We start from the raw sequence: 25,830 nt of genomic DNA, 5'->3' as shown, positions 1-25,830 counted from the left end.
ATATATCGATATTTACTCTACAGTTACTGATTTTGCCAGATTACGAGGCTGATCAACATCTGTTCCAATAAATACAGCTGTATAATACGCAATGAGTTGAACTGGTAAAGAAAAAATAATAGGAGAAATAATCTCTCCCATATGGGGAAGAACAATTGTTTCTAAAGTTGAAAAATCTTTTTCCTCTAATCCTTTTTCATCCGTAATAAAAATAATATTCCCTCCGCGAGCTATTACTTCTTGTATGTTAGATAAAGTTTTATAAAAATATCTATCATATGGTGCTATAGCAATTACAGGTGTACCTCTATTAATCAAAGCAATAGGCCCATGTTTTAGTTCTCCTGCAGCATAGCCTTCCGCATGAATATACGAAACTTCTTTTAGCTTTAAAGCTCCTTCCATTGCTATAGGATAACTTGATCCCCTTCCTATATATAATATGCTATGATACTTTGCTAAATCATAACATAATCCTTCCATTTTCGAATAAATATTTTGCAGGATATCAAACATTATTCGAGGAACTTCAATCAATGATTTAATCAACTTCTTCTCTTCTTCTAAGCTAATCACTCCCCGTACTTTTCCCGCATATATTGCCATAATTAATAAAACTAAAAGCTGACAACTAAAAGCTTTAGTAGAAGCAACTCCTATTTCTGGGCCGGCTTTTATCGGGAGCACAAAATCAGATTCTTTAGCAATACTTGATTCCAAAACATTGACTAAAGATCCAATAATCAAACCTTTTTTACGCATTTCTCGAAGAGATGCTAATGTGTCTGCAGTTTCACCTGACTGAGAAATGAATAATGAAGCCCAATTCGAAGAATATCTAATATCTCTATAACGGAATTCAGATGAAACATCTATTTCTACAGTTAATCCTGCCAAGCGTTCAAACCAAAATTTGCCTATTAATCCTGCCAAATAAGAAGTACCACAAGAAGAAGCTAAGATACCTGATATTTTTGTAAAGTCATATCCAAATACGCTAGGAATAATTGTATTATCAGCAAGGTCAACATAATGACTTAATACCCTAGAAATCGCTTCTGGCTGCTCATAAATTTCTTTCTCCATAAAATGGCGGTAATTACCCTTGCTTACAAGAATAGAAGATATCTGTAGTATATGGCTCTTACGATCTACCTCTACTCCTTCTGAATCATAAATCTTAACTCCAGAACTTTTAATAATAGCCCAATCACCATCTTCCATATAAGTTACTTTATCAGTGAATAAAGCCAATGCGTTTACATCAGATCCAAGAAACATTTCACCTTCTCCATGACCAATAATCAATGGAGGTCCCTTGCGAGCGGCAATAATAGTATCAGGATCATTTTCAAAAATAATAGCAAGAGCATATGATCCAATTAGAAGTTTTATCGTTTTCTTTACTGATTCTTCATTACTAAACCCATTTTTTTTGAATTTTGCTAAAATACACGCAATAACCTCTGTATCAGTTTCAGTTATAAAAACAGTTTTTGAATCAATCATCTCTTTTTTTAGAAAAGAGAAATTTTCAATAATTCCATTATGTATTACAGCTATACCATCAATACAATGAGGATGTGCATTATCTTTATTAGGCAGGCCATGTGTCGCCCAACGGGTATGAGCAATACCCATATTACCTGGCAATGGATTTTCTGATAAAATTTTATTTAATTCAGAAAGATTACCTTGTGAACGTATACATTTAATTTTTCCGTTATTAATTGTTGCCATTCCAGAAGAATCATAACCACGGTATTCAAGACGTTTTAAAGCTTTAAATAAACGTCTATCCACTGATTCTTTACCAATAATCCCAACAATACCACACATAATCAATAAACCTTTTTATTCAACTGAAATTTATTTTTGCTCAAGCAATCAATATAAAAAAACAATTTTTTATAACTTTATAAAATTACTTTTTCTTCTTCATTGATAAAGACCTATTTTTTTTTATAACTTGACGTGATCTAGCTAATACAAGAGAATCTTCGGGAGCATCTTCTGTAACTACACTTCCAGATGCTATATAAGAATTTTTTCCAATAAAAATAGGAGCAATTAAAGATGAATTCGATCCAACAAAAACATTATCACTTATATGTGTCTCATATTTATTAATACCATCATAATTACATGTAATAGAACCAGCTCCTATATTAACACTCTTTCCTAAAAAGCTATCACCTACATAGCTCAAGTGATTAATCTTACTTCCTTCTCCAATAGATGAATTTTTAATTTCACAGAAATTACCTATTTTAACATTTTGCTCTATTTTTGAGCCTTTCCTTAAACGAGCAAATGGACCAATAGTAGTATTATTACTAATATAAACTCCTTCTAAATATGAAAACGATTTTATCTTTACAAAGCTTTCTACAGTAACACCACATCCAAAAATAACATGCGGTTCAATTATAGTATCTTTATCAATAAAAGTATCGTGCGAAAAAAAAACAGTTTCTGGAGCAATCATTGTTACACCAGACAACATCATCTTATGACGAAAACTATATTGCCAGGTATTTTCAATAATTGATAATTCATGACGATTATTACAGCCATAAACTTCCTGTTCTTGAACTTCAATACTTGAAATGAGCTTCCCATCAGATCGAGCAATTTCAATAATGTTTGTTAAATAATATTCTTTAGTTTTGTCGTTTTTATTTATTTTTAGAAGCCAATCTAATATATGATGGCCATCAATAACCATTAGTCCACTATTACAATAATTGACTTTTTTTTCCTGATCAGTAGCATCTTTTTCTTCTCTAATAGCAATTAATTTATTATTTTCCATCAATAAACGACCATAACCATTAGGTTGGTTTGTTTTGAAACCAATTACTGCAACAGAACATTCTGTTTTCATGGCATCAATAGCCTTATTCAAAGTATTAGATGAAATAAGTGGAACATCAGCATACATAACTATAATATTATCATAGCCTCTTTTTATAGCATTTCGAGCTGATAAAACGGCATGTGCAGTACCTTGTTGTGCATCTTGATTATAATACTCAATTGATAGCTCAGGTGGAAAGTCAATTTGCTTAACAAATTCCGCTAAATGACCAACTACTAAAGCCACATCACTTATACCTGCTTTGGCTATAGCTTCCATAACATAGGAAATCATAGGTTTCCCAGCAATTTGATGTAACACCTTAGATGTAGAAGAATTCATTCTATGTCCATTACCAGCAGCAAGAACAATAGCAAGACATTTGCGTTTCATAAAAACCTCATTCAACAAGAATATGCATTAAAATACTTAATAACAAATAATAATAACTAAATGTTATAATAAATAATGATGGATTTATATCAATAATTTATAGCTATGCCCCTATTTGTGAAAGAGATATCATATCATTACCCCAATCTTTTTTAACTTTAATAAAAATAAAAATATGAACTGGCTTTTCAACTATTTTTGCTATTTCATGTCTTGCTTCTGAAGAAATTGTTTTAATAATACTTCCATTCTTTCCAAGAATAATCTTTTTATGATTGGACCTTTCTACATAAATTACTTGTCGTATTAATACCGATCCGTCTTTTCTCTCTTCCCATTTATCAGTTATCACATAAGAAGAATAAGGTATCTCTTGATGCAAATGTAAAAACAATTTCTCACGAGTAATTTCTGCAGAAAAACGAGACATAGGAAGATCAGAAATCTGATCTTCAGGATAAATAAAAGGAGCAACAGGTAATGTAGAACATAAATAATTTAAAACATCATCACATCCATAACCCTTTGTAGCAGAAACAGCGAAAGTTCTTTCTATAGAAAATAGATCATTTGCTATTTTAGACTGTTCAAATAATTGTTCGGGCTTGACACAATCAATTTTATTAAGAACAAGGACTATCCTACTAGATCTTTTTTCGATTTCCTTAAAAATAGCGTGGACATCAGGTTTTAAACCTCTATTGCTATCAACAACTAATAAAACAATATCTGAATATCTAATAGTACTCCAAGAAGATTTAATCATGAGCTTATGATATGAATCTTTTGCATTAAAAATTCCTGGAGTATCTAAAAAAACTGCTTGAGATTGATTTACTGAAACAATACCTCTCACAATCCAACGAGTTGTTTGAACCTTATGTGTAACAATAGAAACTTTTGCACCAACAAATCGATTAACAAGTGTAGATTTTCCAGCATTAGTAGCTCCAATCAATGCTATACATCCAGAACGACTTTGAGATTCAGATATATTATTTTTAGCATCCAAGAAAATAATGTTTATCACCTATATGTTTTATATTTATTACTTCCAAATTCCCTCACGCTTCAAAATTTCAGTAGCAGCAATCTGCTCTGCAGCACGCTTGGAACAATTTATACCAAAACCAGAAGAAATTCCTGGAATATTTACTTCAACTTTAAAACGAGGATCATGATCTGGCCCAGAACGACAAATTAATTTATATACAGGAGTAATGCCAAATTTTGCATGCGTCCATTCCTGCAGTTCTGTCTTTGCATCACGTCGAAACTCTCCACTTTGCAGTGCAAGCTTTGTCCAATGTTTCTTTACAAAACACTCCGCTACTTTTAATCCACCATCAAGATAAAGCGCTGCTATTAAACTTTCTATAACATCAGATTGAATACCAGATGCTACTAAACCTCCTAGATCTTGCCTAAGATCAGAACTAACACGAATAAAAGAATCTATTTGTAAATTATTTGCTACTTTATAACAAACCTCTGAACTAACTAGATAATTGAGACGCATAGATAAATCACCTTCTTGCGAAGTAATAAAATGGGAAAAAAGTATATCTGCGACTATTAATCCAAGAATCCTATCTCCTAAAAATTCTAATCTCTCATAACTTTCATTTGAAAATTGACAAACACTTGAATGCGTCAAAGCTTTTTTCAACAAAGCTTTGTCTGAAAAAGTATAACCTATTATTTTTTCCATATCTAAATAATTAGAATAAGCCATTATAAAATTTTAAAAAACCTATCCCATCGTATATTAGGAAGCCACATCCATACTTTATTGAAAGGAGTATTATTACCAATAGAAAAAAGGATAAAACTAGCTCGACCTATTAAATTTTCTTCTGGTATAAAACCAACCTCAATATAACGACTATCAAGAGAATCTTCTCTGTTATCACCCATCATGAAATACTTACCTTTAGGTACAACGAAATCCAGAGTATTATTGACAGAAGATAAAGGATCATACGAAATAGTTTTGTATTTCACCCCATTATTTAATATTTCACTGAAAACAGGTGCGTTTTCATCCCATCCCTCTTTGTAATGATAAGAAAAAACACCATCTCTATTATGAGATACTGGAATATCATTAATATATATAACACCCATCTTGATTGATATTTTATCACCAGGAAGACCTATTAATCTTTTAACGTAGTCAATAGTAGGATCTCTTGGCAAGCGAAAAACAACAATATCTCCACGTTCAGGTTTACTACCAAAGATACGTCCACTAAATAGATTATAGGAAAACGGAATAGAATATTTCGAATATCCATAAGAAAACTTATTAATAATAATATAATCGCCTATCAATAGCGTCGGCATCATAGATCCTGTAGGAATAGTAGATGGCTGGAATAATATGGTACGAATTAAAACAGCAAAAAATATAGCTTGCAAAATCGATTTTACTGTTTCATTCCACAATAAAAACTTAAATCTATTTTTATTCATATAAACATCTACTCTATTACGTTAAATAAAATTAAAAAAGCAATAAACAACTACTTTAAAAACTATGTTTGTTTAGAAAGGCACTCTATAACAACAAATGCCTGAGCAAAAGGAAAATCATCAGTTATAGTCAAATGAATAACAGGTTCATATCCTTCTGGAATAATAGATAAAAGCTTTATAGATACACGATCCGAAAGTGATATAACCGGCTTACCAATTGGAAGATTAACAATGACTATATCACGCCAATGAACATTATTAGAAATTCCTGTTCCTAAAGCTTTAGAAAAAGCTTCTTTGGAGGCAAAACGCTTCGCATAAGAAGCAGTACGATTTTCAGAAACATCACAATATTTTTGCTCTGATGAGGAAAAACAACGAGATACAAATCTTTTACCAAAATTACTCAATAATTTATCTATACGTTTAATATTAACGATATCACTGCCTATACCTATAATCATATTTTATAAAATCTTGCTCCTATCATGATAACATCAATATATAAAATTTATTTAAATTCATAATATAATCTAGCACTTTATAAAATACAGACCATAAATACCATTAGTATTTTAGAAACCTCTACTATATAATAAATATTAACTTGTATCAAAAAACAAGCATTTATATGAATATATAAATATTAGATTAATGCTGTATTATGAAAACTTTTTATAATCTATTTATAACTTATCTTCCGAGGTTACGAAAAAAATAACATTAAAAAACAACTATATTTAATCATCATATTTAGTTAATTTATATCCAATTTTTTACTTAATTATTATTAAATTTTGTATTCAAAGTCAAAAAATATTGGCTAACATATTGATATTTTGTCTAAATTTAGTTATAACGACAATTATTGAATTAAGATTTTATATAAAAATATTTTATTAATTATTAGTCAGGATTAAGCAACGTATTTAAAAATAACATGCTTCTTATATCTGTTACTATTGAACGAGTGCTATTCGACAGTACCGCATAATATCAATCGTAACAACCATGATTATAATAATCTTATGCCAGTTATAGTTAAAGATGATATATTAAAAGAAACTAAACCCGTTATAAATTAAATATGATAATAAACCATGTCTTGTCAAATCAATCTAATTATAATCTGAATATAATATAAATAATTGATATATAGTAATGAGTATAGAGATTAATTATTTTAATTATCAATCTAATAAATATTAATCAAAGCATAATGTTTATAACAACAATATAATATATATGTAAATATTGTCTAATTTCAATAAAGAGAGAATTTTATAGTTATTTTTTCTCTATTTATTGAATTATAAAAAATGAGTAAAAGACTAATCATAAATTTAATAAATTTTCAACCAATATAATAAAAATTTTATTTTACGTTATTTGATAATATTTTTTGGGCGGGATCATGATTTATTTATTCTAATTTTTCAATATTAATTAATTTATTCATATATTATATGCATAATAATCTTATTATATATCATGAAAATTATTTAAATATAGGAATATCATCATAAGGATTAATGATCTTTATTTCCGGGAATAATTTGTTGATACATTCTGATGTATCATTGGTGAACAACAGTTTTAAATTTGGCCCAGCATCCAAAGTAAAATAAACAGGAACACCTTCTTCTCGAGCTTGCCATACTCTCTTCATATTAGTTATTGTTTGTTCTTCCCAATATAAAAGTGTTGGATAAGAAGAGAGCATAGTTGCATGCATCTTTAAAGCATTATTTTCAGAAATTTCTCCGAATTTTATAAAATCACGATTAATAATTGACTGTTTCAAATTAAAAAGATCTTTATATGATTGCTTTATCCATTGTGAAAAAAAAGGAGAAGTTTGACCTGTCAAATTCATAGCATCACTAGATCCTACCTTTTTTTCTTTCTCAATAATATTTAATAATCCAATTCGCAAATCAAGCCAATCATGCTTTAGTGGAACTGCAAAACTATCAATCCCACTTTCATCTGTTCCACATATCCACTCACTAAATCCTCGATAAAAAGATCTACAAGCACTTCCAGAACCAAGACGAGCAACACGTGAAAGTTTTTCGCTTTTTTCAGGTATCGAATATAGTCTAAACAATGCTAAAGTTAAAGCAGCAAAGCCAGAAGCAGATGATGCTAAACCAGCTTTAGTAGGAATATTATTATAGGTTTCTATTAGAAATTTTACGTTTCCAAATTGACGAAAAAGATCACAAAATTGTATGCTTCTTTTAAAAAAATCACTATCATAAGATATTATATGACCATTGAGAGTGATAATATCATTATTTGAATTGATAACTGTTATATGAGTGGATGTGCCTAGATTACCAAGACTAATAGAAATAGAATTATTAATCGGAAGATTTAATTTAGCATCCCTTTTTCCCCAATATTTACATAATGCAATATTAGAAGGAACAAAAGAATTACTTTTCTGCCTAACTATAGGAGTAAATTCACCTAAATATATTTTTAGTATATGACGAAGTGACAGAGGCAAATACTTATTCCTTCTATAGTCTATGACTGATAAGGTAAATAATGATAATCAACTTTTCCAAGAGAGATAACACAGTCACCTAATCCTGATCTAGATATTTTAGCCGCCATAATTTTTGGTTGCTCCCTTAGTGACTAAACAATATTTTTATTCCCTTTTTATTCATTTTACAGTCTATTGACTGATAAGGTAAATAATGAGAATCAACTTTTCCAAGAGCGATAACACAGTCACCTAATCCTGATCCAGATATTTTAGCCGCCATAATTTTTGGTTGCTCTCTTAATGACCAAACAATATCAGATAGTTTTTTATCAGATACACCCAATGTTTCTAATAATCCTTGTTGCATATTCATTGAATTAGCTAACAATTTTAAATTACCAGCACTAATTGCTTCAGCAGATATATTACTTAATTCTCCCATAAGCGAATAAATTTTTTTATTAATTAATTTTATTGATGGAAATTCAATCTCCCTATTTGATATTATTTCTAGTACCTTAGAAGTTGCTGTTTTATATCCTGAATAAATAAGATGAATTGGTAAAGTAGCATCAATATGTTTTATACTATAATTTGGCATACTATATAAAATCAACCCACCATAAATAGCAGTAGCAATATCAATACCTGAAGCTTTTCCTTGTACTTTTAATATAATCTCGTGAGATGCCTTAAGTATATCTTTTTTCAATGGTTCTTTTTGATGTTTTATAGAAAGAAGAGCTGCAGTTATAGCAACCGTTATTGCAGATGAAGAGCCGAGTCCTGATTTATGATCAATTTGAGAGCTAATATCTAAATTAAAACCATGAGGAGGTTTAATATGATCAATAGCTTTTATAATAAAAGAAAATGATGGATGATACATTGGTAAATCAATATTACCCTTATAATGCCCCAAAGATGAATTAATTTTCACAATACGATCATTTCTTGGAGTTAAAAAAATTGAAATACCTTTATTTATCGTAAAAGCAAGAGCTGAATACCCATGCAATACTGCATGTTCGCCCATCATAACCAAGCTTCCTGGAGCTTCAACACAAACTTTCTGTGAGAATTGTACCATTTTTTTCACCCTTTATTTTATGGCATGTGTAGCCGTAAAGAGATGATAATTTTCGTGGATCATACCCAGCTACCAAAACAAGCCCTGCTTTTTCTCCTTTGATGCTTCCAGCTCCAGAAATCTTCGCAGATCCACCTTCGTATTCAATAGAACTAATAAACTTGCTTATCAAAGGTGGAACAACATTAATAGATTGCAAAAGATAATGGTTATTTCTAATATTATCATATAAATTTTTCAGATCTTTTTTTTGAATATTATCAATAATATTATTTGTAACGGAATTAAATTCATTCCAAATAACACTTTTTGAAAAATTTTTATCGATGAATGAGACACATTCCCCTGTAAAACTTTCTGGCTCTCCTGTATCAACAGCCCACCATTCGCCTTCAATATTTGAATATTGTGTAATATTGGAATTATTTATATATATAACTCCGCCTTTTATTATAGTGGTAGAATCAATTAGTCCATATTTTCCATGTTGAAGACGTTCAATGTAGCCAGTTTCTTTAATAAAATCATCTTTATTTTGAAAAGGTTTATTAGTAATCTCTCTCAGCACTAGAGATAATGCGGAAATAATAGCAGATGAAGAACCAAAACCTCTTCCTATTGGAATCATAGAATCTATGCTAATTGAGAGACCTGTTATAGGATAGTCATTGATATTACGATGTAAAATATATAATATCAGGTCATCTGTTCTATTTAAAACATCTGTAATAGGAATAAATCCCGCTAAAAAATCTTTGTATTTATGATCAATTCTACTAGCTATAGTTTTATATTCTTCCAAAGAGTATGAAACTGGCTTCTTTTTTATGATTCTTATTATAGGTAGATCAATTATCTCTATAGACGCTTTTAAATAGAGGGAAACTGCCATAGCAAGTGATGCTCCCCCATATAAAGTCGAGTATTCACCGCTTAATATGACTTTAGCAGGAGACTTACTGCTTATTTTATTTTTTTTCAAAATTTGTTTTCTCATAAATTCTTTTATGATTTCTAATTGCAACTAAACGAAATGGCCCTTTTGTTATAGCAGGTATTTCTATATTTCCTTTATCTGATAGAATAATATTATTGTGGAAGCTACAATATGTTTGGTAATCAACTGGAGTTCTAGAATCAAGAATATTTCTATGATATTCCTTATGAGACTTCTTCTTATAATCATCTTTTACTATTCCAGAAAAAAATTCTGCCATACATCCAGATCCATAGCTAAAAAATCCAATTCTTTTTCCAGAAATATCATTTGAACTATGATCGAGTAAAGAAATAAAAGAAAGATATAAAGAGGCTGTATAGCTATTACCAATTAATCGATTATAAATCATCGTTTCTCCAATGGCTTCTTTAATTTCATCAGAAGAAAGATCTTTTCCAACGGTTTTAGATAAGTAAATATGAGCTTTTTCTGCCATACGAGTAAAAGGTTGATGATAGCAAAAATATTGGAATTGATTAAAGTCATATCCGTTGTTATTTTGATAATCTTGCCATGCAGATTTTAATGATTGCAAATAAATTTTAGTAGAATATTTCCCATCAAACAATGCAGTGTTGCTATAGTTGGGACGCCAAAAATCCATGACGTCATCTGTATAAAGTCCAGTTATTGGCTCTATCTCTATCACGGATGCATTAGATGATACTAGAATTGCAACCGCACCGCATCCTTGAGTAGGCTCTCCTGAAGAACCAATATCATATCGTGCTATATCTGATGCTACGATTAATATCTTATGTTGAGGCATTTTTGCAACTAATGCACAAGCCATATGCAGCGCACACGTAGCACTATAACATGCTTGCTTAAACTCTATTACACGACAAGAAGAATTAAGGCCTAAAAGTTTATGAAGCCATATTCCAGCTGATTTTGACTGATCTATACTGCTTTCAGTAGCGAAAAATAAAGCTTTTATGGACTTTTTATCATTATCTTCAATAATAGGCAGAGCCGCTGATGCTGCCATAGTCACAATATCTTCATCATGACTGATAATACTAATTCTTTCTTGGCCAAGCCCAACGTGAAATTTATCTATATCAACACAATATTTATCTGCTATTATGGACAAATCAAGATATTGATCAGTAGTGTAGAAGGAGATATCTTCAATTCCAATGGTCATGAATTAAATACTCCACTTATTTATGCCATAAAAGATCTTTGTTTAAATGCAGTTCTTTAACGCATTTTATTCCAAGTAAAAACATCGATATAATAAATTCTTTTCGTATAGATTCTATCAAAGATATAACTGATTCAGAAGAATCCATTGCTGGCTTTAAAAATGGAGAGGCCATACCTCCTATAGATGCTCCTAAAACGATAGATTTTAATATATCTATTCCATTTCTTATTCCACCGCTCGCAATTAATTTAGCTTTTTTACAGTAAGGTCTTGCCATTTCCAAAGCTAATGGTGTCGGGATTCCCCAATCTTGAAAAACAATTCCAGTATCACATGTTTTATCACGATGACTTTCAATACGACTCCAAGATGTTCCTCCCCTACCTGCTATATCAAAATGTTTAATCCCTGCTTTTAATCCTAATTCAATATCAAAAGGTGAAAGTCCACATCCAACTTCTTTTAAAATAATAGGAACCTCTATTCCAGATGAAATTACAGAAATTGATGAACTAAGATTAGAAAAATTAGTGTTTCCGTTCGGTTGGATAATTTCTTGTAAAGGATTCAGGTGTAAAAATAAAGCATTTGCTTCTAAAACATCAACTGCTTTGCGTGCTTCCTTTAGTCCAAATCCATAATTAAATTGTACAGCACCTAAATTTGATATAAGAACCGCATTTGGAGCATACTTTCTCAATTCAAAACTTTTAATTGATTTATGATCAGAAAACATTACACGCTGAGATCCAACTGCCATAGCAACACCCGTTTCTTCTGCTGCAATTGCTAAATTACGATTAATCTTTTGTATTAGATCATTATTACCTCCTGTCATAGAAGAAATAATAAGAGGCAGTGATAATTTTTTGCCTAAAAAATCAACAGATGTATCAACGTCGTTGAATGATATTTCAGGAAAAGCTCTATGTATAAGTTGAAAATCGTCAAAAAAATGATTATTTCGATCAGTTTCTGGATCTTTACATATGATACGTATATGATCAATTTTTCTACTATTAACCACCTGATAATGTCCTTTCTAGGCGTAAATGAGCTGACATTAGTTCACCAGGATTAGTTTGAGCCGCAATTAAAGATAATTCTCCACATAAAACTGTTGCCGCACATATAGCGGCAAGACGTCGAGCATTTTCTCCAACTGATCGTTCTTCAGCACATCCTAATGCCGCTATATTATCTCTTATAGTATCAATATTCTTACCATTCCCAATACTTCCTATAATCAAATTAGGAATGGTACAAGAAAACCAAAGACAATCATCTTTTACTTCTGCATATGTTAATCCTTGAGATCCCTCAACGATATTAGCACCGTCTTGTCCTGTAGCCAAATAATAAGCAAGCAACATATTCGAAAAATGAGCATTGGCTGAACGAATTCCTCCCGCCAAAAAAGTTCCAATAAGATTTTTTTTATTATTGAGATTAACTATTTTTTCTGGAGAAGTACGTAAATATTTATTACATAATTCACGCGAGACAATTATTTCTGCAACAAAATTTTTGCCTCGTCCCATAATACCATTAATAGCAGTTGCTTTTTTATCTGAACAGATATTTCCAGATATGGAACCATAACGCAAGTACGACCATTTTGAAAGTATCCAATTCATAACTGCTTCTGCAGCTTTTGTCACCATATTATGTCCAGAAGCATCACCTGTTGAAAACTCCATACGCAAGAAAAGAAGATTACCTGTTATCTGATAATGCAAATTAATAAAGCGAATAAATCTACTAGTTGATTCAGAAACTCTAGCAATTTCTATTTTATTGATAACAATTTCTTGCAATGCTGTTAAAGCCATTTCTGCATTATCTGTTTCAAAAAAAATAGAACGAGACATTCGTTCATCTATTAAAGTTGTCCTTATTCCATTATTACAAAGCCTTGATATACGAGCACCTCGATCAACAGAATACCATAGGGGTATCTCATATGTGGCAAGAGGAACTTTAACAGATTCTTGGATAATATTACCTGTTATTTTCAAAGGTCCAATCCAACGCATTGGTATCGATATATTTGAGCTTTTTTTCATATCTTAATTTTTCATATATAATGATATCATCATACTATTTTGCCTGAAAATAAAAATCAACTGAAGATCATTTCAACAATAATATTCTTATTTTATGAAATAAATCATAAAAAATGAAATATTTAACATTAAAAAAAATAGCTAACTTAATGTATTTTAGTCAGATAAGTCACTACATTTATTTATGATAAAATATCATTTTAATCATAAAAATAATTATACTGTTGAAGCATACGTATATAACATATTTTGTATCTATATTAATCAAAGTCATCGATTAGGAATTATTATGGCAAATATTAAAATTAATACACAAAAAAATCCCTCCTTTAAAGGAGTATTTGGAGATAAAATAGGAAAACTAAATCTCATACGATATGGCCAAAATAATTGTATTCCGCTTTTGGTAAACATATCAGCTATTAGGTGGCTGATATAGCCGATAATCATTGAATCATGCAGTCCTTTATTAATAATAGAAGCTTCTTTTAAGCAGTTATTAATAAGTAAACTAAATAAAACTACCGATAGAATACTGTGGGTAAATCCTCTATGTGTCAGTATATGTGAAGTAATAAAGGAAGAAATTTTAAATCGCCTTGATATAAATGATTTAGGATGATCGATATCAGGTAAAGAAAAAGATAGCATTGATCCTAAAATTACGTTACCCCATTCTGCCTCTGCCAGACCTGGCAAAAAAACAAACTTTTTGGCAATAATAATCATAGATAACGCAAAGACACAATGCCCCTTAAAAGTCATAGAAAAAACTCACTATAATTTATATTATATGATATTTATCAATATACGTAATTTTTGATAGTATTTATTTTATATTTAAGCAATAATAAGTTATCCAGTTGGCTGGGTAACCGCGCGCTTTATAGATGTATTACATCTCAATGTGTGAGGAAAGTCCGGGCTCCACGAAAACTCGACGCCGGATAACATCCGGCAAAGGTGACTTTAGGGAAAGTGCCACAGAAAATATACCGCTTTTATATCAATAAAAGTAAGGGTGAAATGGCGAGGTAAGAGCTCACCGCATTTTTGGCAACAAAAATGGCATGGTAAACCCCGTCGGGAGCAAGACCAAATAGGGATAGTGCTAAGCATTAGTGCTTTAAGGTGTGTTTTCGACCTAACTATCCGGGTAGGTTGCATGAGATGGCATGTAAATGTCATCCTAGATGAATGGTTACCAATCTATACTGTATAGATATACAGAACCCGGCTTATAGGCCAACTGGTTTAATATTTCGACTAATTACCCATCATCATATATCAATTATCAAAATATTTTAAATATCATGATTAGGCAGTAATAAAAATTACTATAAATTAAATTGAAAATTAGATGCTATAATAATCATAACTCTAATTCATCCAAATAATTATATTTTGGATTAATATATTATTAATTATAACATGTTACTGTCGTTCTATAAGTCTTAAAGTTAATATCTATTCTTCATATAATTTTATTAAAGCAAAATTTACAACATGATTTTATTTTTAGTGTTTATAAGAGTGATCTATGTATCAATTACAACAATAAATTTTAACTGATTTTATATTTATATTAATCTTCACTAAAATAACATTAGTTGCGTCAAAATAGGATGATTAATGATTTATAAGTAATATTATAAATTATAACTAAATATAGTATAAGTAGAAAGAGAATGAGAATTGTTAGAAAATAAATTTCAAGAAATTTCTAGAATATCATTACCGATTTCATCTGATAAAAAAACAATCGATGAAGATCTCCTTGAAAAGATAATAGTTGAATCATTAGAAAAATATCTAAATCATAAATACAATGATATTAAATAAAATATATTTTAAAATAAAAAGAAGAAATTAAGAAGTTTAAATCATTTTTTGTCTCTAGAAATAGCTATTTATAATATATATTATAAATATGCTAATACATCTGATTATATAGTAATAATAATATTATATATTTATAATCAATAACAGTAATTTATTTAATAAAAAAATTTAAAATAGCAGTATAAACGATCTATTATAATAAATGAGATTCAAACTGCATACCATCAAATGCTGGAACAATATATTCAGGAGTGCTTTCCAAAACAGATTTATAATCTAGATCAATATGCATATGTGTTAAAATAGCTCGTTTAGGCTTAATAAGCTCAATCTTTTTTAAAGCTTCTGACAATGAAAAGTGACTACTATGTGCATCATTCTTAAGAGCACCAATCACAAGAACATCTAAATCTTTCAATTTTTCCAAGCTTTCATCAGGGAAATAACTAACATCAGTACAATAAGCAACATTACCAAAGCGAAATCCTAATGAATAAATTTTACCATGATGTTGCAATATAGGAATGACCTTAATAATACCTCCTTCCCCATCTATACAAAAAAAATCTTTATCCATATCTATTATAAAAGATTCAGCTATAGGAGGATAAGAACTGCCCTCAGGTTTTTTAAAACAATAACTAAAACATTGATATAATCTATTCATACAACCTTTGGCGGCATAAATATTTATAGGTTTATTATATTTTAGAAAATATCCCCTCAAATCATCTATTCCATGAATATGATCTGCATGCTCATGAGTATATAATACAGCATCAATAGAAGAAACATTTTCTCGTAACATCTGATAATAAAAATCAGGACCAGTATCAATAATAATATTGGTATAACCACCAAATTCAGATATTAAAGAGACTTTTAAAGACGATCTGGTACGACGATTCTTAGGCTCGCTAGGATCGCAGTTACCCCAATCTCCTGTAATACGAGGAACAGATTGAGATGAAGCACATCCTAAAATTGTAAAACGATAATAGCTTTTCATGAAACAACTAACTCTGATATTTTTGGAAACAACCTCAAAGCATTTTCAGTTGTTTGCTTAACTAGATCATCATAGGAAATCCCTTTAGAATCCGCAACAATCTTAGCTGTATTAATAATATAAGAAGGTTCATTACGTTTTCCTCTCCAAGGTATAGGAGGAAGAAAAGGAGAATCTGTTTCAATAAGCAATCTATCTATTGGAATAATATTTGCAATATTGCGTAAATCATCAGATTTTGGAAAAGTAATCATCCCCGCGAAAGATATATATCCTCCTAAATCACAACAGACATCAGCTAGATTCTTACTAGATGAAAAACAATGGATAACAAATGAAAAAGAAGCTTTTTTCATCTCTTCCTGTATTATTATAGACATTTCTTCATCTGCAGAACGACTATGTATTATCAAAGGAAGACCGGTTATACGTGCGGCTTCTATATGACGTAAAAAACTTTCCTTTTGTTTTTGAAGAGTATGCTTACTATGATAACAATCTAATCCTGTCTCACCAATAGCAACAACACTTGGATGCGAAGCAAGACAAACTAATCCATCTATAGATATCTCATCTTCTTCATGAACATAACACGGATGAGATCCAATCGAGCAAAAAATTGAAGAAGGATAATCCTGGCATAGTGAAACTAAAGGAACAAAATCCTGTAGTTTCACTGAAACTGCAATCATTTTCATAACACCTGCTTTATGAGCACGCATTATAACATCATGACGATCATTATCAAAATCAGGAAAAGATAAATGACAATGTGTATCAATAATCATAATAATATTTTAATCCTATAAAAAACGTGGAAAAACTGGATTTATATCTTCCTTAATAATCAATCCTGGCTCTAATTTATCATCCAATGATGAAAAAATACGTTTTTCATTTGGAATACATAAAATATTTAAAATCTTATCTGCTAATCTAGGAACATATGGTTGTAGCAAAATTGCAATTTGACGCACAACATCTATCGCAACATATAAAACAGTCGACATACGATTGGGATCAGTTTTTTTAAGTTCCCAAGGCTTCTGTTCAGAAAAATATCTATCTACCTCAGATACAATAGATATTGTCTGCGATAGTGCTCTATGTATCAATTGGTTATTAATATTATCACGAATATCATTAAAAGATGTAGAACAAGCAGATAGTATTACCTCATCACACTCAAGCAGAACATTAGGATTAGGTATTTTTCCATCAAAATTTTTTAATATCATCGCAACGGAACGGCTCATCAAGTTGCCAATACCATTAGCAAGATCAGCATTTGCACGTCTTTTTACACTATCAATATCATAAAAACCATCTTGCCCACAAGAAATTTCCCGTAAAAGAAAATAACGTAAAGCATCTACCCCTACATTATCTATTACCTCTATAGGATCAATAACATTTCCTAATGATTTAGATATCTTTTTACCTTTATTAATAATAAATCCATGTGAAAAAATTCTTTTTGGCATAGGTAAATTCGCCGATAATAAAAAAGCTGGCCAATATACTGCATGGAATCGAACAATATCTTTTCCGATAATATGCATGTCAGCAGGCCAAAACTTTGCTTTTTCACCCCTAGGATCCTTTAGAATACCTGTTACCGTTAAATAGTTCGTTAAAGCATCAATCCAAACATACATAATATATTCAGAATCTTCAGGAATTTTTACACCCCAATCAAAATTTTTTCTAGAAATAGAAAGATCTTTAAGACCAGATTTTACAAAAGAAATGACCTCATTGCGTTTTTCTATAGGCAAAATAAACTCTGGATGAGTATCATAAAAGGCAAGCAACTTCTTTTGATAAGCAGATAAACGAAAAAAATACCCCTCTTCTTCCATCCACTGAACTGGATTATTTTGAGAATTATAACGCTGACCATCTTTCCCTACGTAAATCTCATCATTTTGGCAATAGGCTTCATCAAGCAATGAATACCATCCTTTATAAGATCCTTTATAAATATCTCCACTATTTAATATTCTTTTCCATAATTCTTGACAGGAATCATGGTGACGTTTCTCAGTAGTACGAATAAATTCATCGTATGAAATATCAAGTGCATCAGCCATATCGGAAAAACTTTTAGTATTTTGCTCAACAAAATCTTCTACCGGGATGCCAGCATTATTAGCTGATTTCAATATTTTTTGTCCATATTCATCGCTTCCTGTAGAAAACAAAACATCACGACCATCTAGTCGATAAAAACGTGCAAAAACATCTGCCAAAATCATCTCATAAGCATGCCCAATATGTGGCTTAGCATTAGAATAGGAAATTGCAGTACTAAGATATAACTTTTCAGGATTTTTCATCGATTTTGATACTTCCTCAACTGAATATCAAATGCTGATACTACTATAAAATTATTTAGCATAAAATTCTCTACAATAGATACTATAGCACTCCATTGTTTTTTCAAGGATATAAATAATTGTTTGTTTACGATCTAAATTATAAGTAAAAAAAGAAGATAATCTTTTTTTAATAGAATAATAAATTTCTACAATATTATCGGCTTCTTCAAGCATCCCTGATAAAGCTGCTGCCTTTGCATTTTTATATATTTGATATAAAATAAATTCTATTAAAAAATCAAAAACTAAAACTTTATCATTAGTAGATAATTCATCAGCGATTTTTTGTATTTTGTGATCTATAGAATATTTTTCATCCATAACTATTAAATCATTATATGAAGAAATAATTTTATCACAATCATAATTTAAAATTTTTACTGCCTTAGCAACACTCCCATTAGCTGAATCCTTTATCATATCAAACTGTTTTTTTGAGTACGAAAAATCCAAAGAAAAAAGAGCTTTACACAGATTATTTTCTGAAAGAGTATTAAACTTAACAGATAAACAACGTGATCGTATTGTTGGTAAAATCATACCTGAAACATTAGATATTAAGATAAACAATACTTTTTTAGGAGGCTCTTCTAAAGACTTAAGCAAGGCATTAGCAGCATTATGATTCATTGCATCAACAGGATCTATCATAACAATACGCCAATTTCCTGTATTAGAAGTCAGAGACAATAAATCTTTAATACGACGAATTTCATCAACGGTAATACTAGTACGCAACTTTCCTGTTTTAGTATCTAATGGATAAGATAAATATAAAAAATCACGCAATGCATGAGAAGCCATTTGTCTTAAAATAGAAGAATTAAGATCTGGGATGAAAAGTTTAGAAGGAGCATCTATAAATTCAGGATATTGCAAAATATGAGATGCATAACGAAAACCCAAAGAGGCTTTTCCTATACCCTTCTCACCTTCAAAAAGCAAGGCATGATGCATTTTACCAGAACGATAGTAATGTGATAAAAATTCTTCTATCTTTTCATGCCCAAATAATTTTCTATTATAAATAGGATTTAATTTTTCATCTGTCTTTAATTTCATTTTTTGCGTTCCTAGAAGGAAAAATGCGATTTTGAATCAATTCACAAACAATATTTAAAACATTCCTAGAAACATCATTAAAAGAACTAGCAGAATTAACAATACGACAACGATCAGACTGATCTCGTGCGATATCTAAAAATATCTGACGTCGTATTTCATGAATTTTAATATCTTTTTGCTCAAAACGATCCAAAGATGACATTTTTTTAGAGGCACATCTAGTATGAATTCTTTTTAATCCTATATCAACAGGAAGATCCATAATAATAGTACAATCTGGCACTATACCTTGAGTAGATACTTTCTGAAGATAATCAAGTATTTTTTTTGAACCATTTCCGTCACTTTGATAAGCATATGAAGAATCTAAAAATCGGTCACATAACAAAATTTTACCCTGCATAAGAGCAGGACGAATAATACTCTCGACATGATCAGAACGAATAGCAGCAAATAAAATTGCTTCAGCACAAGATCCAAATTCATCTACGCCATAAGACAATAAAACGTGACGTGCAGCCTCTGCTGCGGGAGTTCCTCCAGGTTCACGAGTAATTTGAACATCATATCCTTTTTTTGATAGTAGTCTAGCCAAATGAGAAATATGAGTAGTTTTCCCAGCACCTTCAATCCCTTCAAAACTTATAAACAACCCTGGAAACAAAATCCGCCTATTCTCCTTTAATTCAAAAGCATATTTAATTAAAAAAAGCATCAAAATATAAAATCATTGTATATTAACAAATATGAATATATATTATCAAACACATATAGAAATTTTAACAATCTAGTCTCTGGTCACAATTGCCTTTTGAAGATCATATTATAATATAACATAATGATATGATAATATAAATAAGTATACGACTAGGAATTACAAAATCAGTGCTTGTTAACTATTTTATTTAAACATATACGGGTAAACATTCCAAAATAGTAGTATAATATATTAAACAATATACAATGAAAGACTAAAGTCTTGTTTACAAAGTATTTATAGTCGTTTACTCATATTGCAAAAATATATGACTAGAGAAAATATGAAAAAGATTTCCTTACACTATCCAGATGACTGGCATCTTCATCTACGCGATGGAGAAATATTGAAAAATGTTATTGGAGATACATCAAATTATTTTAGACGTGCTTTAATTATGCCAAATCTTTCTCCTCCAATTACAACCACAAATGAAGCTAAAGATTATCGTGATAGAATTTTAAAATCAGTTCCTAAAGAACATCAATTTAATCCTTTGATGACTTTATATCTTACAGAAAGAACAGATCCTGACGATGTAGAAATAGGATTTAGATCTGGAATAATTCATGCAGTTAAGCTTTATCCCGCAGGTAGTACAACAAATTCCCATTATGGAATAAGTAATATTAATAATGTAATGCACGTATTTGAAAGAATGGAAAAGGCAGGCATACCTCTTTGTATACATGGAGAAATACCAGATAATACAATTGATATTTTTGATAGAGAAGCAATATTTATTGAAAAAATTTTAGATCCCTTGCGTAAAAAATTACCAGCACTAAAAATTACTCTTGAGCATATAACAACTACGGAAAGCGTAGAATATATAAATAATTATAGCAATATCGCAGCATCGATTACAGTTCATCACCTTATAATAAATAGGAATACAATATTTCAAAATGGAATTAATCCACATTACTATTGCCTGCCAATTGCTAAAAGAGAGAAACATCGCCTTTCGCTACGTAAAGCAGCTGTTTCTGGAAATCCTAATTTTTTTCTAGGAACCGATTCAGCACCTCATCTAGATTATCTAAAAGAAACATCTTGTGGCTGTGCTGGTATTTATAGCTCAAAAAACGCTATAAGCTGTCTTGCACAAGTATTCGAAGATGAAAATAGCCTTGAAAATTTAGAAAGTTTTATATCTTTAAATGGAGCGATATGGTACGGCATGCCAATTAATGAAGATCGAATATCTTTAGTCCGCCGAGATCAACCCATTTCTTTTGAAAAAAAGAAAATGATAGTATCTATAGGAGATATAACTATATTTGATCCAATGTTACCGTTACATTGGGAAGTAGTTATTTAAAAAATTATACTATCATAAGTCACAAAAAATATTTTAATTATACGATAAAAAAAACGTCTAATTAATGTGTCTACTGATAGTGATTATTTATTATATAAAATAGAGGAAATTAATAGTGATTTTTAATGATTTTTCAGAGCCAGATGTTATAGCAGAATTAGTATCGAAGATGCTATTCGAAATTGAAGCTGTTAACTTTTCTCCTGATAAACCATATCGTCTAACTTCAGGAATTATCAGCCCTGTATATATTGATTTCCGTAAATTAATTTCTTTTGCACGTACTCGTTCAACAATTATGGATTTTGCTACAACAATAGTGCTACGCAACATAGGGTTTGAATCTATTGATGTTATCGCAGGAGGAGAGACAGCTGGTATTCCATTCGCAGCATTTTTAGCGGAACGTTTAAGCTTGCCGATGATTTATGTAAGAAAAAAAGCGAAAGGTCATGGTAAAAAAACTAAAATTGAAGGTTATATTTCCAAAGGTAATCGTATTCTAATAATAGAAGATTCTGTTACTTTGGGAGGATCACTACTTGATTTCGTTAAAGTTATTAGAGATTCTGGCGGAATAGTAAAAGATTGTATTGGATTATTCTTTTATGGCATCTTCCCAGAAATACCCCTGCTCCTACAAGAAAACAACATAAATCTTCACTATCTTGTTACTTGGCATGATATTCTAAAGGTAGCAAAAAAAATGCCAATATTTGACAAAAACGTTATAAAAGAAGTCGAATGTTTTATCGATAATCCAATGAAATGGTCAGAGATGTATGGTGGAATTTCAAAGATATAAAATTAAATATGGCTTTAAATATATTACAATATAATAGTTTAATCTAACAACTTAATAAAATATGATTTTTATTATAAATAACCATTATGATATGATTACTTGGTAATTTTATTAATAGATGCTGATATTGGTGGGTATTGATGAATAATATTATTATGATCAGTTATTAAATAAGATCCGTCTTCTTTTTTCTTTATATTACAACTATCAATTTTAATTTTTCCATATCCTCCAGGAATATCAAGAATATAAGATGGTTGACATAGACCAGAAATTTTCTCTTTTAATTCTAAAAAAATTTTCTGTCCTTCTTCGATTGTCAAACGAAAATGACTCGTTCCAGGAGCAAGATCTGGATGATGCAAGTAATATGGTTTGATGCGAGATTCTACAAAAATTTTCATAAGATTAGATAAAATTTCAGAATTATCATTAACACCTTTAAGCAAAACTGACTGGCTCAAAAGTATAATACCAGCATCAACTAATCTAGAAATAGCAGATAGTGCTTCTTTAGAAAATTCACACGGATGATTGGCATGTATAGCAATGTATATAGGCTTTCCTAACTCTTTAAGAAATTTGACTAAATCATCACTAATACGTTGAGGATCAACAATGGGCACTCGACTATGAAATCGTAATATTTTCACATGTGTGATATCTCTTAATCTTTTTAAAACTGCTTGCAATCGATTTAATGATAATATTAAAGGATCTCCTCCTGTTAATATAACTTCCCATATTTGAGTATTTTCTTCAATATAAGATAAAGCATATTCCATATCATCTGGCGATAACACCCCACTATTTTGTGATCCAACTATTTCTCTACGAAAACAAAAACGACAATATACTGGACATATGTGCAATATTTTAAGCAATACTCTATCTGGATAACGATGAACTATCCCTTTGACAGGACTATGTGAAATATCTCCTATCGGGTCTTCTCTTTCTTCAGGTAATCTATTCATTTCTTCTATACGTGGAATAAATTGACGTGCGATTGGATCAATTGGATTATCAGGATTAATTAAATTAAAAATTGTAGAAGTTAGTCCAACAGAATACTTATCTGATACCTTTTGCAATTCATCGAGTTGTTTTTTATCGATAAGATTAGCTTCATATAATTCTTTTACTGAAGATAATTTTCGATTTTGAGAATTCATTTTTTTTCTTTCATTAATATATATGTAACGGGACCCATAATATTTCTTCTAAATTATTTGTACCAGTTGCTAGCATAACAAGCCGATCAAATCCCAATGCTACACCAGATGAAGATTTTACTTCAGATAAACATGCTATAAGATCTTCATCTATTGGATAAGTTTCATCATATATTTTTTGTTTTTCATTCATTGCTTTTTCAAAACGATAACGTTGTTCAATAGGATCTATGAGCTCATCAAATGCATTACATAATTCCACGTTACAAGCATAAATTTCAAAACGCTTTGTGAATCGTGGATCATCTGAACAAATTTTCGCTGATGCAGATTCTGGAGCAGGATAACGATCAAGAATAGTACAAGAATTAACACCAAGATTTGGTTCTATTTTTTCTACAAGTATTCTGGAAAAAATATCACTCCAAGTATCATCATTTGCTATATGTATTCCTGATTTCAATGCTTGTATAGCTAAAATATTGCGATCAGGATGATCAGGATGATCCAAAGTAGAAGCAAGATCTATATTAGCATATCTTGTAAAAGCATCTGATACAGTAATATACTCTACATCATTAAAAGGATTGCATGAAATACCCTGAAAACAAAAAACTGACTTATCCGCTACTTTAGCAGCGCATCGTATTATATCAATACAATCTTTCATCAATTGCTCATAAGGTTCTTGAGATCGATACCATTCCAGCATAGTAAATTCTGGTTGATGCAAGCAATCATGCTCTCCATTCCTCCAAACATGTGCAAAACAAAAAAATCTTTTTTCTCCCGCTGCTAAAAGTTTTTTACAAGAAAATTCTGGTGAAGTTTGCAGATACAAAGTCTTTCGTTTACAATCACTAGTAATTAAATCTGTAGAAAAAGCTTTTATATGGGTTTCATTTCCAGGAGAAACTTGTAGAGACATAGAATCAACTTCTATAAAATTATTTTTAACAAAATATTCTCTTAGTTCTTTCTGAATCATATTTCTTTTGATAAGAAAAGGACGACGTTTCTGATGTAAACTAGGATTCCACCAAGGTAAGTGAGAATTTTTATTCATAAAAAAGGCTCATTATTGTAAATTAATAAAAAATAATATCTATTAGGAGATCACAAATAGTTAGATTAAAAAATAAAATTAAATCTTATATATATGGGAGATATAAATCTTATATATGTGAGAAATATAATTTGCAACCTAACTACTTTAGATAATCTAATGTAAGGAATAAATTCAATATGGTTAAAGTTATTGCTTCTTCTATTCGTAAAGGTAACGTAATTGATGTAGATGGAAAGCTTTATGTTGTTCTTGTGGCAAAAAATTTTCATCCAGGGAAAGGGACACCTACTACACAGGTGGATATGCGTCGTATTTCTGATGGAGTAAAAATTTCTGAACGATGGCGCACAACAGAACAAGTAGAACGCGCTTTTGTTGAGGAAAAACGTTTTCAATTCTTATATGAAGATTCTGAAGGATTTCATTTTATGAACCCAGAAACTTATGATCAATTAACAGCATCAAAAGATATTATTGGTGATCAAAAATTATATTTCAAAGAAGGAAATGAATTAACTCTTTCAATACATGAAGGATCTGTAATATCAGTTGAAGTTCCACGTCACATAGATCTTGAAGTTACTGAAACAGAACCATCCACCAAAGGTCAAACGGTTACGTCATCTTATAAACCAGCAATACTTTCAAATGGAATACGTACTACAGTTCCACCTCATATTAATATAGGTGATAAAATTGTGATTATGACAGAGGACAATTCGTATGTTGAACGCGCAAAAAAATGATTAATTTTTCATTAATTATTAAAAATCAAATTTATACATTGCCCATATTATCAATATCATAAGTAAAATGATATTTAAAATTAATAATTGTTTTAAGTTAAATCATTTATTGATAGT

Annotated in this window: 23 protein-coding genes and 1 other RNA gene; 4 read left to right on the top strand and 20 right to left on the bottom strand. The window is 30.2% G+C overall.

Features of this window, described 5'->3' with window-relative positions; genetic code table 11:
- Nucleotides 1-12: 12 nt before the first annotated feature.
- The 13 genes from glmS to LAM_RS03525 form a co-directional block, all read right to left on the bottom strand.
- Nucleotides 13-1,839: a glutamine--fructose-6-phosphate transaminase (isomerizing) gene (gene glmS, locus LAM_RS03585; RefSeq protein ID WP_007557373.1), complete on the bottom strand. Its 1,827-nt coding sequence runs from the start codon at nt 1,837-1,839 to the stop codon at nt 13-15.
- Between the two features lie 85 nt (nt 1,840-1,924).
- Nucleotides 1,925-3,253 (bottom strand): bifunctional UDP-N-acetylglucosamine diphosphorylase/glucosamine-1-phosphate N-acetyltransferase GlmU, encoded by a 1,329-nt coding sequence (gene glmU, locus LAM_RS03580; RefSeq protein WP_007557374.1) that lies wholly within the window; start codon nt 3,251-3,253, stop codon nt 1,925-1,927.
- A 103-nt stretch (nt 3,254-3,356) separates the two neighbouring features.
- The gene (gene era, locus LAM_RS03575) at nt 3,357-4,265 is read right to left on the bottom strand and encodes a GTPase Era (protein WP_007557375.1); all 909 of its coding nucleotides are present in this window, start codon (nt 4,263-4,265) and stop codon (nt 3,357-3,359) included.
- 36 nt (nt 4,266-4,301) lie between these two features.
- A complete protein-coding gene (gene rnc, locus LAM_RS03570) occupies nt 4,302-4,988 on the bottom strand; it encodes a ribonuclease III (protein ID WP_007557376.1) in 687 nt (228 codons plus the stop codon).
- Nucleotides 4,988-5,728: a signal peptidase I gene (gene lepB / locus LAM_RS03565; RefSeq protein WP_007557377.1), complete on the bottom strand. Its 741-nt coding sequence runs from the start codon at nt 5,726-5,728 to the stop codon at nt 4,988-4,990. The genes rnc and lepB overlap by 1 nt, the downstream gene beginning before the upstream one ends.
- A gap of 62 nt (nt 5,729-5,790) precedes the next feature.
- Nucleotides 5,791-6,195: a holo-ACP synthase gene (gene acpS / locus LAM_RS03560; RefSeq protein WP_007557378.1), complete on the bottom strand. Its 405-nt coding sequence runs from the start codon at nt 6,193-6,195 to the stop codon at nt 5,791-5,793.
- A gap of 1,034 nt (nt 6,196-7,229) precedes the next feature.
- The gene (mvaD, locus tag LAM_RS03555; protein WP_007557379.1) at nt 7,230-8,246 is read right to left on the bottom strand and encodes a diphosphomevalonate decarboxylase; all 1,017 of its coding nucleotides are present in this window, start codon (nt 8,244-8,246) and stop codon (nt 7,230-7,232) included.
- A gap of 127 nt (nt 8,247-8,373) precedes the next feature.
- Nucleotides 8,374-9,321: a mevalonate kinase gene (gene mvk, locus LAM_RS03550; protein WP_007557380.1), complete on the bottom strand. Its 948-nt coding sequence runs from the start codon at nt 9,319-9,321 to the stop codon at nt 8,374-8,376.
- Nucleotides 9,290-10,303 (bottom strand): mevalonate kinase family protein, encoded by a 1,014-nt coding sequence (locus tag LAM_RS03545; protein ID WP_240532046.1) that lies wholly within the window; start codon nt 10,301-10,303, stop codon nt 9,290-9,292. Before LAM_RS03545 ends, mvk begins: the two co-directional genes overlap by 32 nt.
- Nucleotides 10,290-11,471: a hydroxymethylglutaryl-CoA synthase gene (locus LAM_RS03540; RefSeq protein ID WP_007557382.1), complete on the bottom strand. Its 1,182-nt coding sequence runs from the start codon at nt 11,469-11,471 to the stop codon at nt 10,290-10,292. The genes LAM_RS03545 and LAM_RS03540 overlap by 14 nt, the downstream gene beginning before the upstream one ends.
- Before the next feature lie 16 nt (nt 11,472-11,487).
- Entirely contained in the window at nt 11,488-12,501 is a 1,014-nt protein-coding gene (fni, locus tag LAM_RS03535; RefSeq protein WP_007557384.1) for a type 2 isopentenyl-diphosphate Delta-isomerase, read from the bottom strand.
- The gene (locus tag LAM_RS03530; RefSeq protein ID WP_007557385.1) at nt 12,494-13,540 is read right to left on the bottom strand and encodes a hydroxymethylglutaryl-CoA reductase; all 1,047 of its coding nucleotides are present in this window, start codon (nt 13,538-13,540) and stop codon (nt 12,494-12,496) included. Before LAM_RS03530 ends, fni begins: the two co-directional genes overlap by 8 nt.
- Before the next feature lie 270 nt (nt 13,541-13,810).
- On the bottom strand, nt 13,811-14,305 hold the full coding sequence (locus LAM_RS03525; RefSeq protein ID WP_023466341.1) for a metal-dependent hydrolase: 495 nt from the start codon (nt 14,303-14,305) through the stop codon (nt 13,811-13,813).
- Between the two features lie 94 nt (nt 14,306-14,399).
- Between LAM_RS03525 and rnpB the strand changes: the two genes are divergently transcribed.
- Nucleotides 14,400-14,797, top strand: an RNA gene (rnpB, locus tag LAM_RS05200) — RNase P RNA component class A.
- Between the two features lie 778 nt (nt 14,798-15,575).
- Here rnpB and LAM_RS03520 read toward each other — a convergent pair.
- From LAM_RS03520 to tmk, 5 genes are read right to left on the bottom strand one after another with little or no spacing between them, the layout of a single operon-like run.
- Nucleotides 15,576-16,391: an MBL fold metallo-hydrolase gene (locus LAM_RS03520; protein WP_007557388.1), complete on the bottom strand. Its 816-nt coding sequence runs from the start codon at nt 16,389-16,391 to the stop codon at nt 15,576-15,578.
- Nucleotides 16,388-17,179 (bottom strand): TatD family hydrolase, encoded by a 792-nt coding sequence (locus tag LAM_RS03515; protein ID WP_007557389.1) that lies wholly within the window; start codon nt 17,177-17,179, stop codon nt 16,388-16,390. The genes LAM_RS03520 and LAM_RS03515 overlap by 4 nt, the downstream gene beginning before the upstream one ends.
- Nucleotides 17,180-17,194: 15 nt before the next feature.
- Nucleotides 17,195-18,730 (bottom strand): methionine--tRNA ligase, encoded by a 1,536-nt coding sequence (gene metG, locus LAM_RS03510; protein WP_007557390.1) that lies wholly within the window; start codon nt 18,728-18,730, stop codon nt 17,195-17,197.
- 51 nt (nt 18,731-18,781) lie between these two features.
- Complete coding sequence (locus LAM_RS03505) at nt 18,782-19,834, bottom strand: DNA polymerase III subunit delta' (RefSeq protein ID WP_007557391.1); 1,053 nt, start codon at nt 19,832-19,834, stop codon at nt 18,782-18,784.
- Nucleotides 19,815-20,552 carry a dTMP kinase gene (gene tmk / locus LAM_RS03500; RefSeq protein WP_023466339.1) on the bottom strand — a complete coding sequence of 246 codons (738 nt, stop codon included), beginning with the start codon at nt 20,550-20,552 and terminating at the stop codon, nt 19,815-19,817. Before tmk ends, LAM_RS03505 begins: the two co-directional genes overlap by 20 nt.
- A gap of 325 nt (nt 20,553-20,877) precedes the next feature.
- On the opposite strand from tmk, the gene pyrC reads away from it, so the two are divergent.
- Both pyrC and LAM_RS03490 read left to right on the top strand, forming a co-directional pair.
- A complete protein-coding gene (pyrC, locus tag LAM_RS03495; RefSeq protein ID WP_007557393.1) occupies nt 20,878-21,918 on the top strand; it encodes a dihydroorotase in 1,041 nt (346 codons plus the stop codon).
- 115 nt (nt 21,919-22,033) lie between these two features.
- On the top strand, nt 22,034-22,723 hold the full coding sequence (locus tag LAM_RS03490) for an orotate phosphoribosyltransferase (RefSeq protein WP_007557394.1): 690 nt from the start codon (nt 22,034-22,036) through the stop codon (nt 22,721-22,723).
- Between the two features lie 95 nt (nt 22,724-22,818).
- Here LAM_RS03490 and LAM_RS03485 read toward each other — a convergent pair whose 3' ends face one another.
- A complete protein-coding gene (locus LAM_RS03485) occupies nt 22,819-23,898 on the bottom strand; it encodes a lysine-2,3-aminomutase-like protein (RefSeq protein WP_007557395.1) in 1,080 nt (359 codons plus the stop codon).
- 13 nt (nt 23,899-23,911) lie between these two features.
- Nucleotides 23,912-24,964 carry an EF-P lysine aminoacylase EpmA gene (gene epmA, locus LAM_RS03480; RefSeq protein WP_007557396.1) on the bottom strand — a complete coding sequence of 351 codons (1,053 nt, stop codon included), beginning with the start codon at nt 24,962-24,964 and terminating at the stop codon, nt 23,912-23,914.
- A 179-nt stretch (nt 24,965-25,143) separates the two neighbouring features.
- Between epmA and efp the strand changes: the two genes are divergently transcribed.
- Nucleotides 25,144-25,713, top strand: coding sequence for an elongation factor P (efp, locus tag LAM_RS03475; protein WP_007557397.1), 570 nt, complete (start codon nt 25,144-25,146; stop codon nt 25,711-25,713).
- Nucleotides 25,714-25,830 lie beyond the last annotated feature (117 nt).

The sequence above is a fragment of the Candidatus Liberibacter americanus str. Sao Paulo genome, from assembly GCF_000496595.1.
GTDB classification, from domain to species: domain Bacteria; phylum Pseudomonadota; class Alphaproteobacteria; order Rhizobiales; family Rhizobiaceae; genus Liberibacter; species Liberibacter americanus.
The sequence above is the reverse complement of the archived record's forward strand: the minus strand, read 5'-3'. Positions and strand labels throughout refer to the sequence as shown.

Excerpts from the sequence above, each read along its gene's own strand:
- glmS (WP_007557373.1), bottom strand. The coding sequence starts at position 1,839 with ATGTGTGGTATTGTTGGGATTATTGGTAAAGAATCAGTGGATAGACGT.
- glmU (WP_007557374.1), bottom strand. The coding sequence starts at position 3,253 with ATGAAACGCAAATGTCTTGCTATTGTTCTTGCTGCTGGTAATGGACAT.
- rnc (WP_007557376.1), bottom strand. The coding sequence starts at position 4,988 with ATGGCTTATTCTAATTATTTAGATATGGAAAAAATAATAGGTTATACT.
- lepB (WP_007557377.1), bottom strand. The coding sequence starts at position 5,728 with ATGAATAAAAATAGATTTAAGTTTTTATTGTGGAATGAAACAGTAAAA.
- acpS (WP_007557378.1), bottom strand. The coding sequence starts at position 6,195 with ATGATTATAGGTATAGGCAGTGATATCGTTAATATTAAACGTATAGAT.
- mvk (WP_007557380.1), bottom strand. The coding sequence starts at position 9,321 with ATGGTACAATTCTCACAGAAAGTTTGTGTTGAAGCTCCAGGAAGCTTG.
- LAM_RS03540 (WP_007557382.1), bottom strand. The coding sequence starts at position 11,471 with ATGACCATTGGAATTGAAGATATCTCCTTCTACACTACTGATCAATAT.
- LAM_RS03530 (WP_007557385.1), bottom strand. The coding sequence starts at position 13,540 with ATGAAAAAAAGCTCAAATATATCGATACCAATGCGTTGGATTGGACCT.
- LAM_RS03525 (WP_023466341.1), bottom strand. The coding sequence starts at position 14,305 with ATGACTTTTAAGGGGCATTGTGTCTTTGCGTTATCTATGATTATTATT.
- LAM_RS03520 (WP_007557388.1), bottom strand. The coding sequence starts at position 16,391 with ATGAAAAGCTATTATCGTTTTACAATTTTAGGATGTGCTTCATCTCAA.
- LAM_RS03515 (WP_007557389.1), bottom strand. The coding sequence starts at position 17,179 with ATGATTATTGATACACATTGTCATTTATCTTTTCCTGATTTTGATAAT.
- metG (WP_007557390.1), bottom strand. The coding sequence starts at position 18,730 with ATGAAAAATCCTGAAAAGTTATATCTTAGTACTGCAATTTCCTATTCT.
- LAM_RS03505 (WP_007557391.1), bottom strand. The coding sequence starts at position 19,834 with ATGAAATTAAAGACAGATGAAAAATTAAATCCTATTTATAATAGAAAA.
- tmk (WP_023466339.1), bottom strand. The coding sequence starts at position 20,552 with ATGCTTTTTTTAATTAAATATGCTTTTGAATTAAAGGAGAATAGGCGG.
- pyrC (WP_007557393.1), top strand. The coding sequence starts at position 20,878 with ATGAAAAAGATTTCCTTACACTATCCAGATGACTGGCATCTTCATCTA.
- LAM_RS03485 (WP_007557395.1), bottom strand. The coding sequence starts at position 23,898 with ATGAATTCTCAAAATCGAAAATTATCTTCAGTAAAAGAATTATATGAA.
- epmA (WP_007557396.1), bottom strand. The coding sequence starts at position 24,964 with ATGAATAAAAATTCTCACTTACCTTGGTGGAATCCTAGTTTACATCAG.
- efp (WP_007557397.1), top strand. The coding sequence starts at position 25,144 with ATGGTTAAAGTTATTGCTTCTTCTATTCGTAAAGGTAACGTAATTGAT.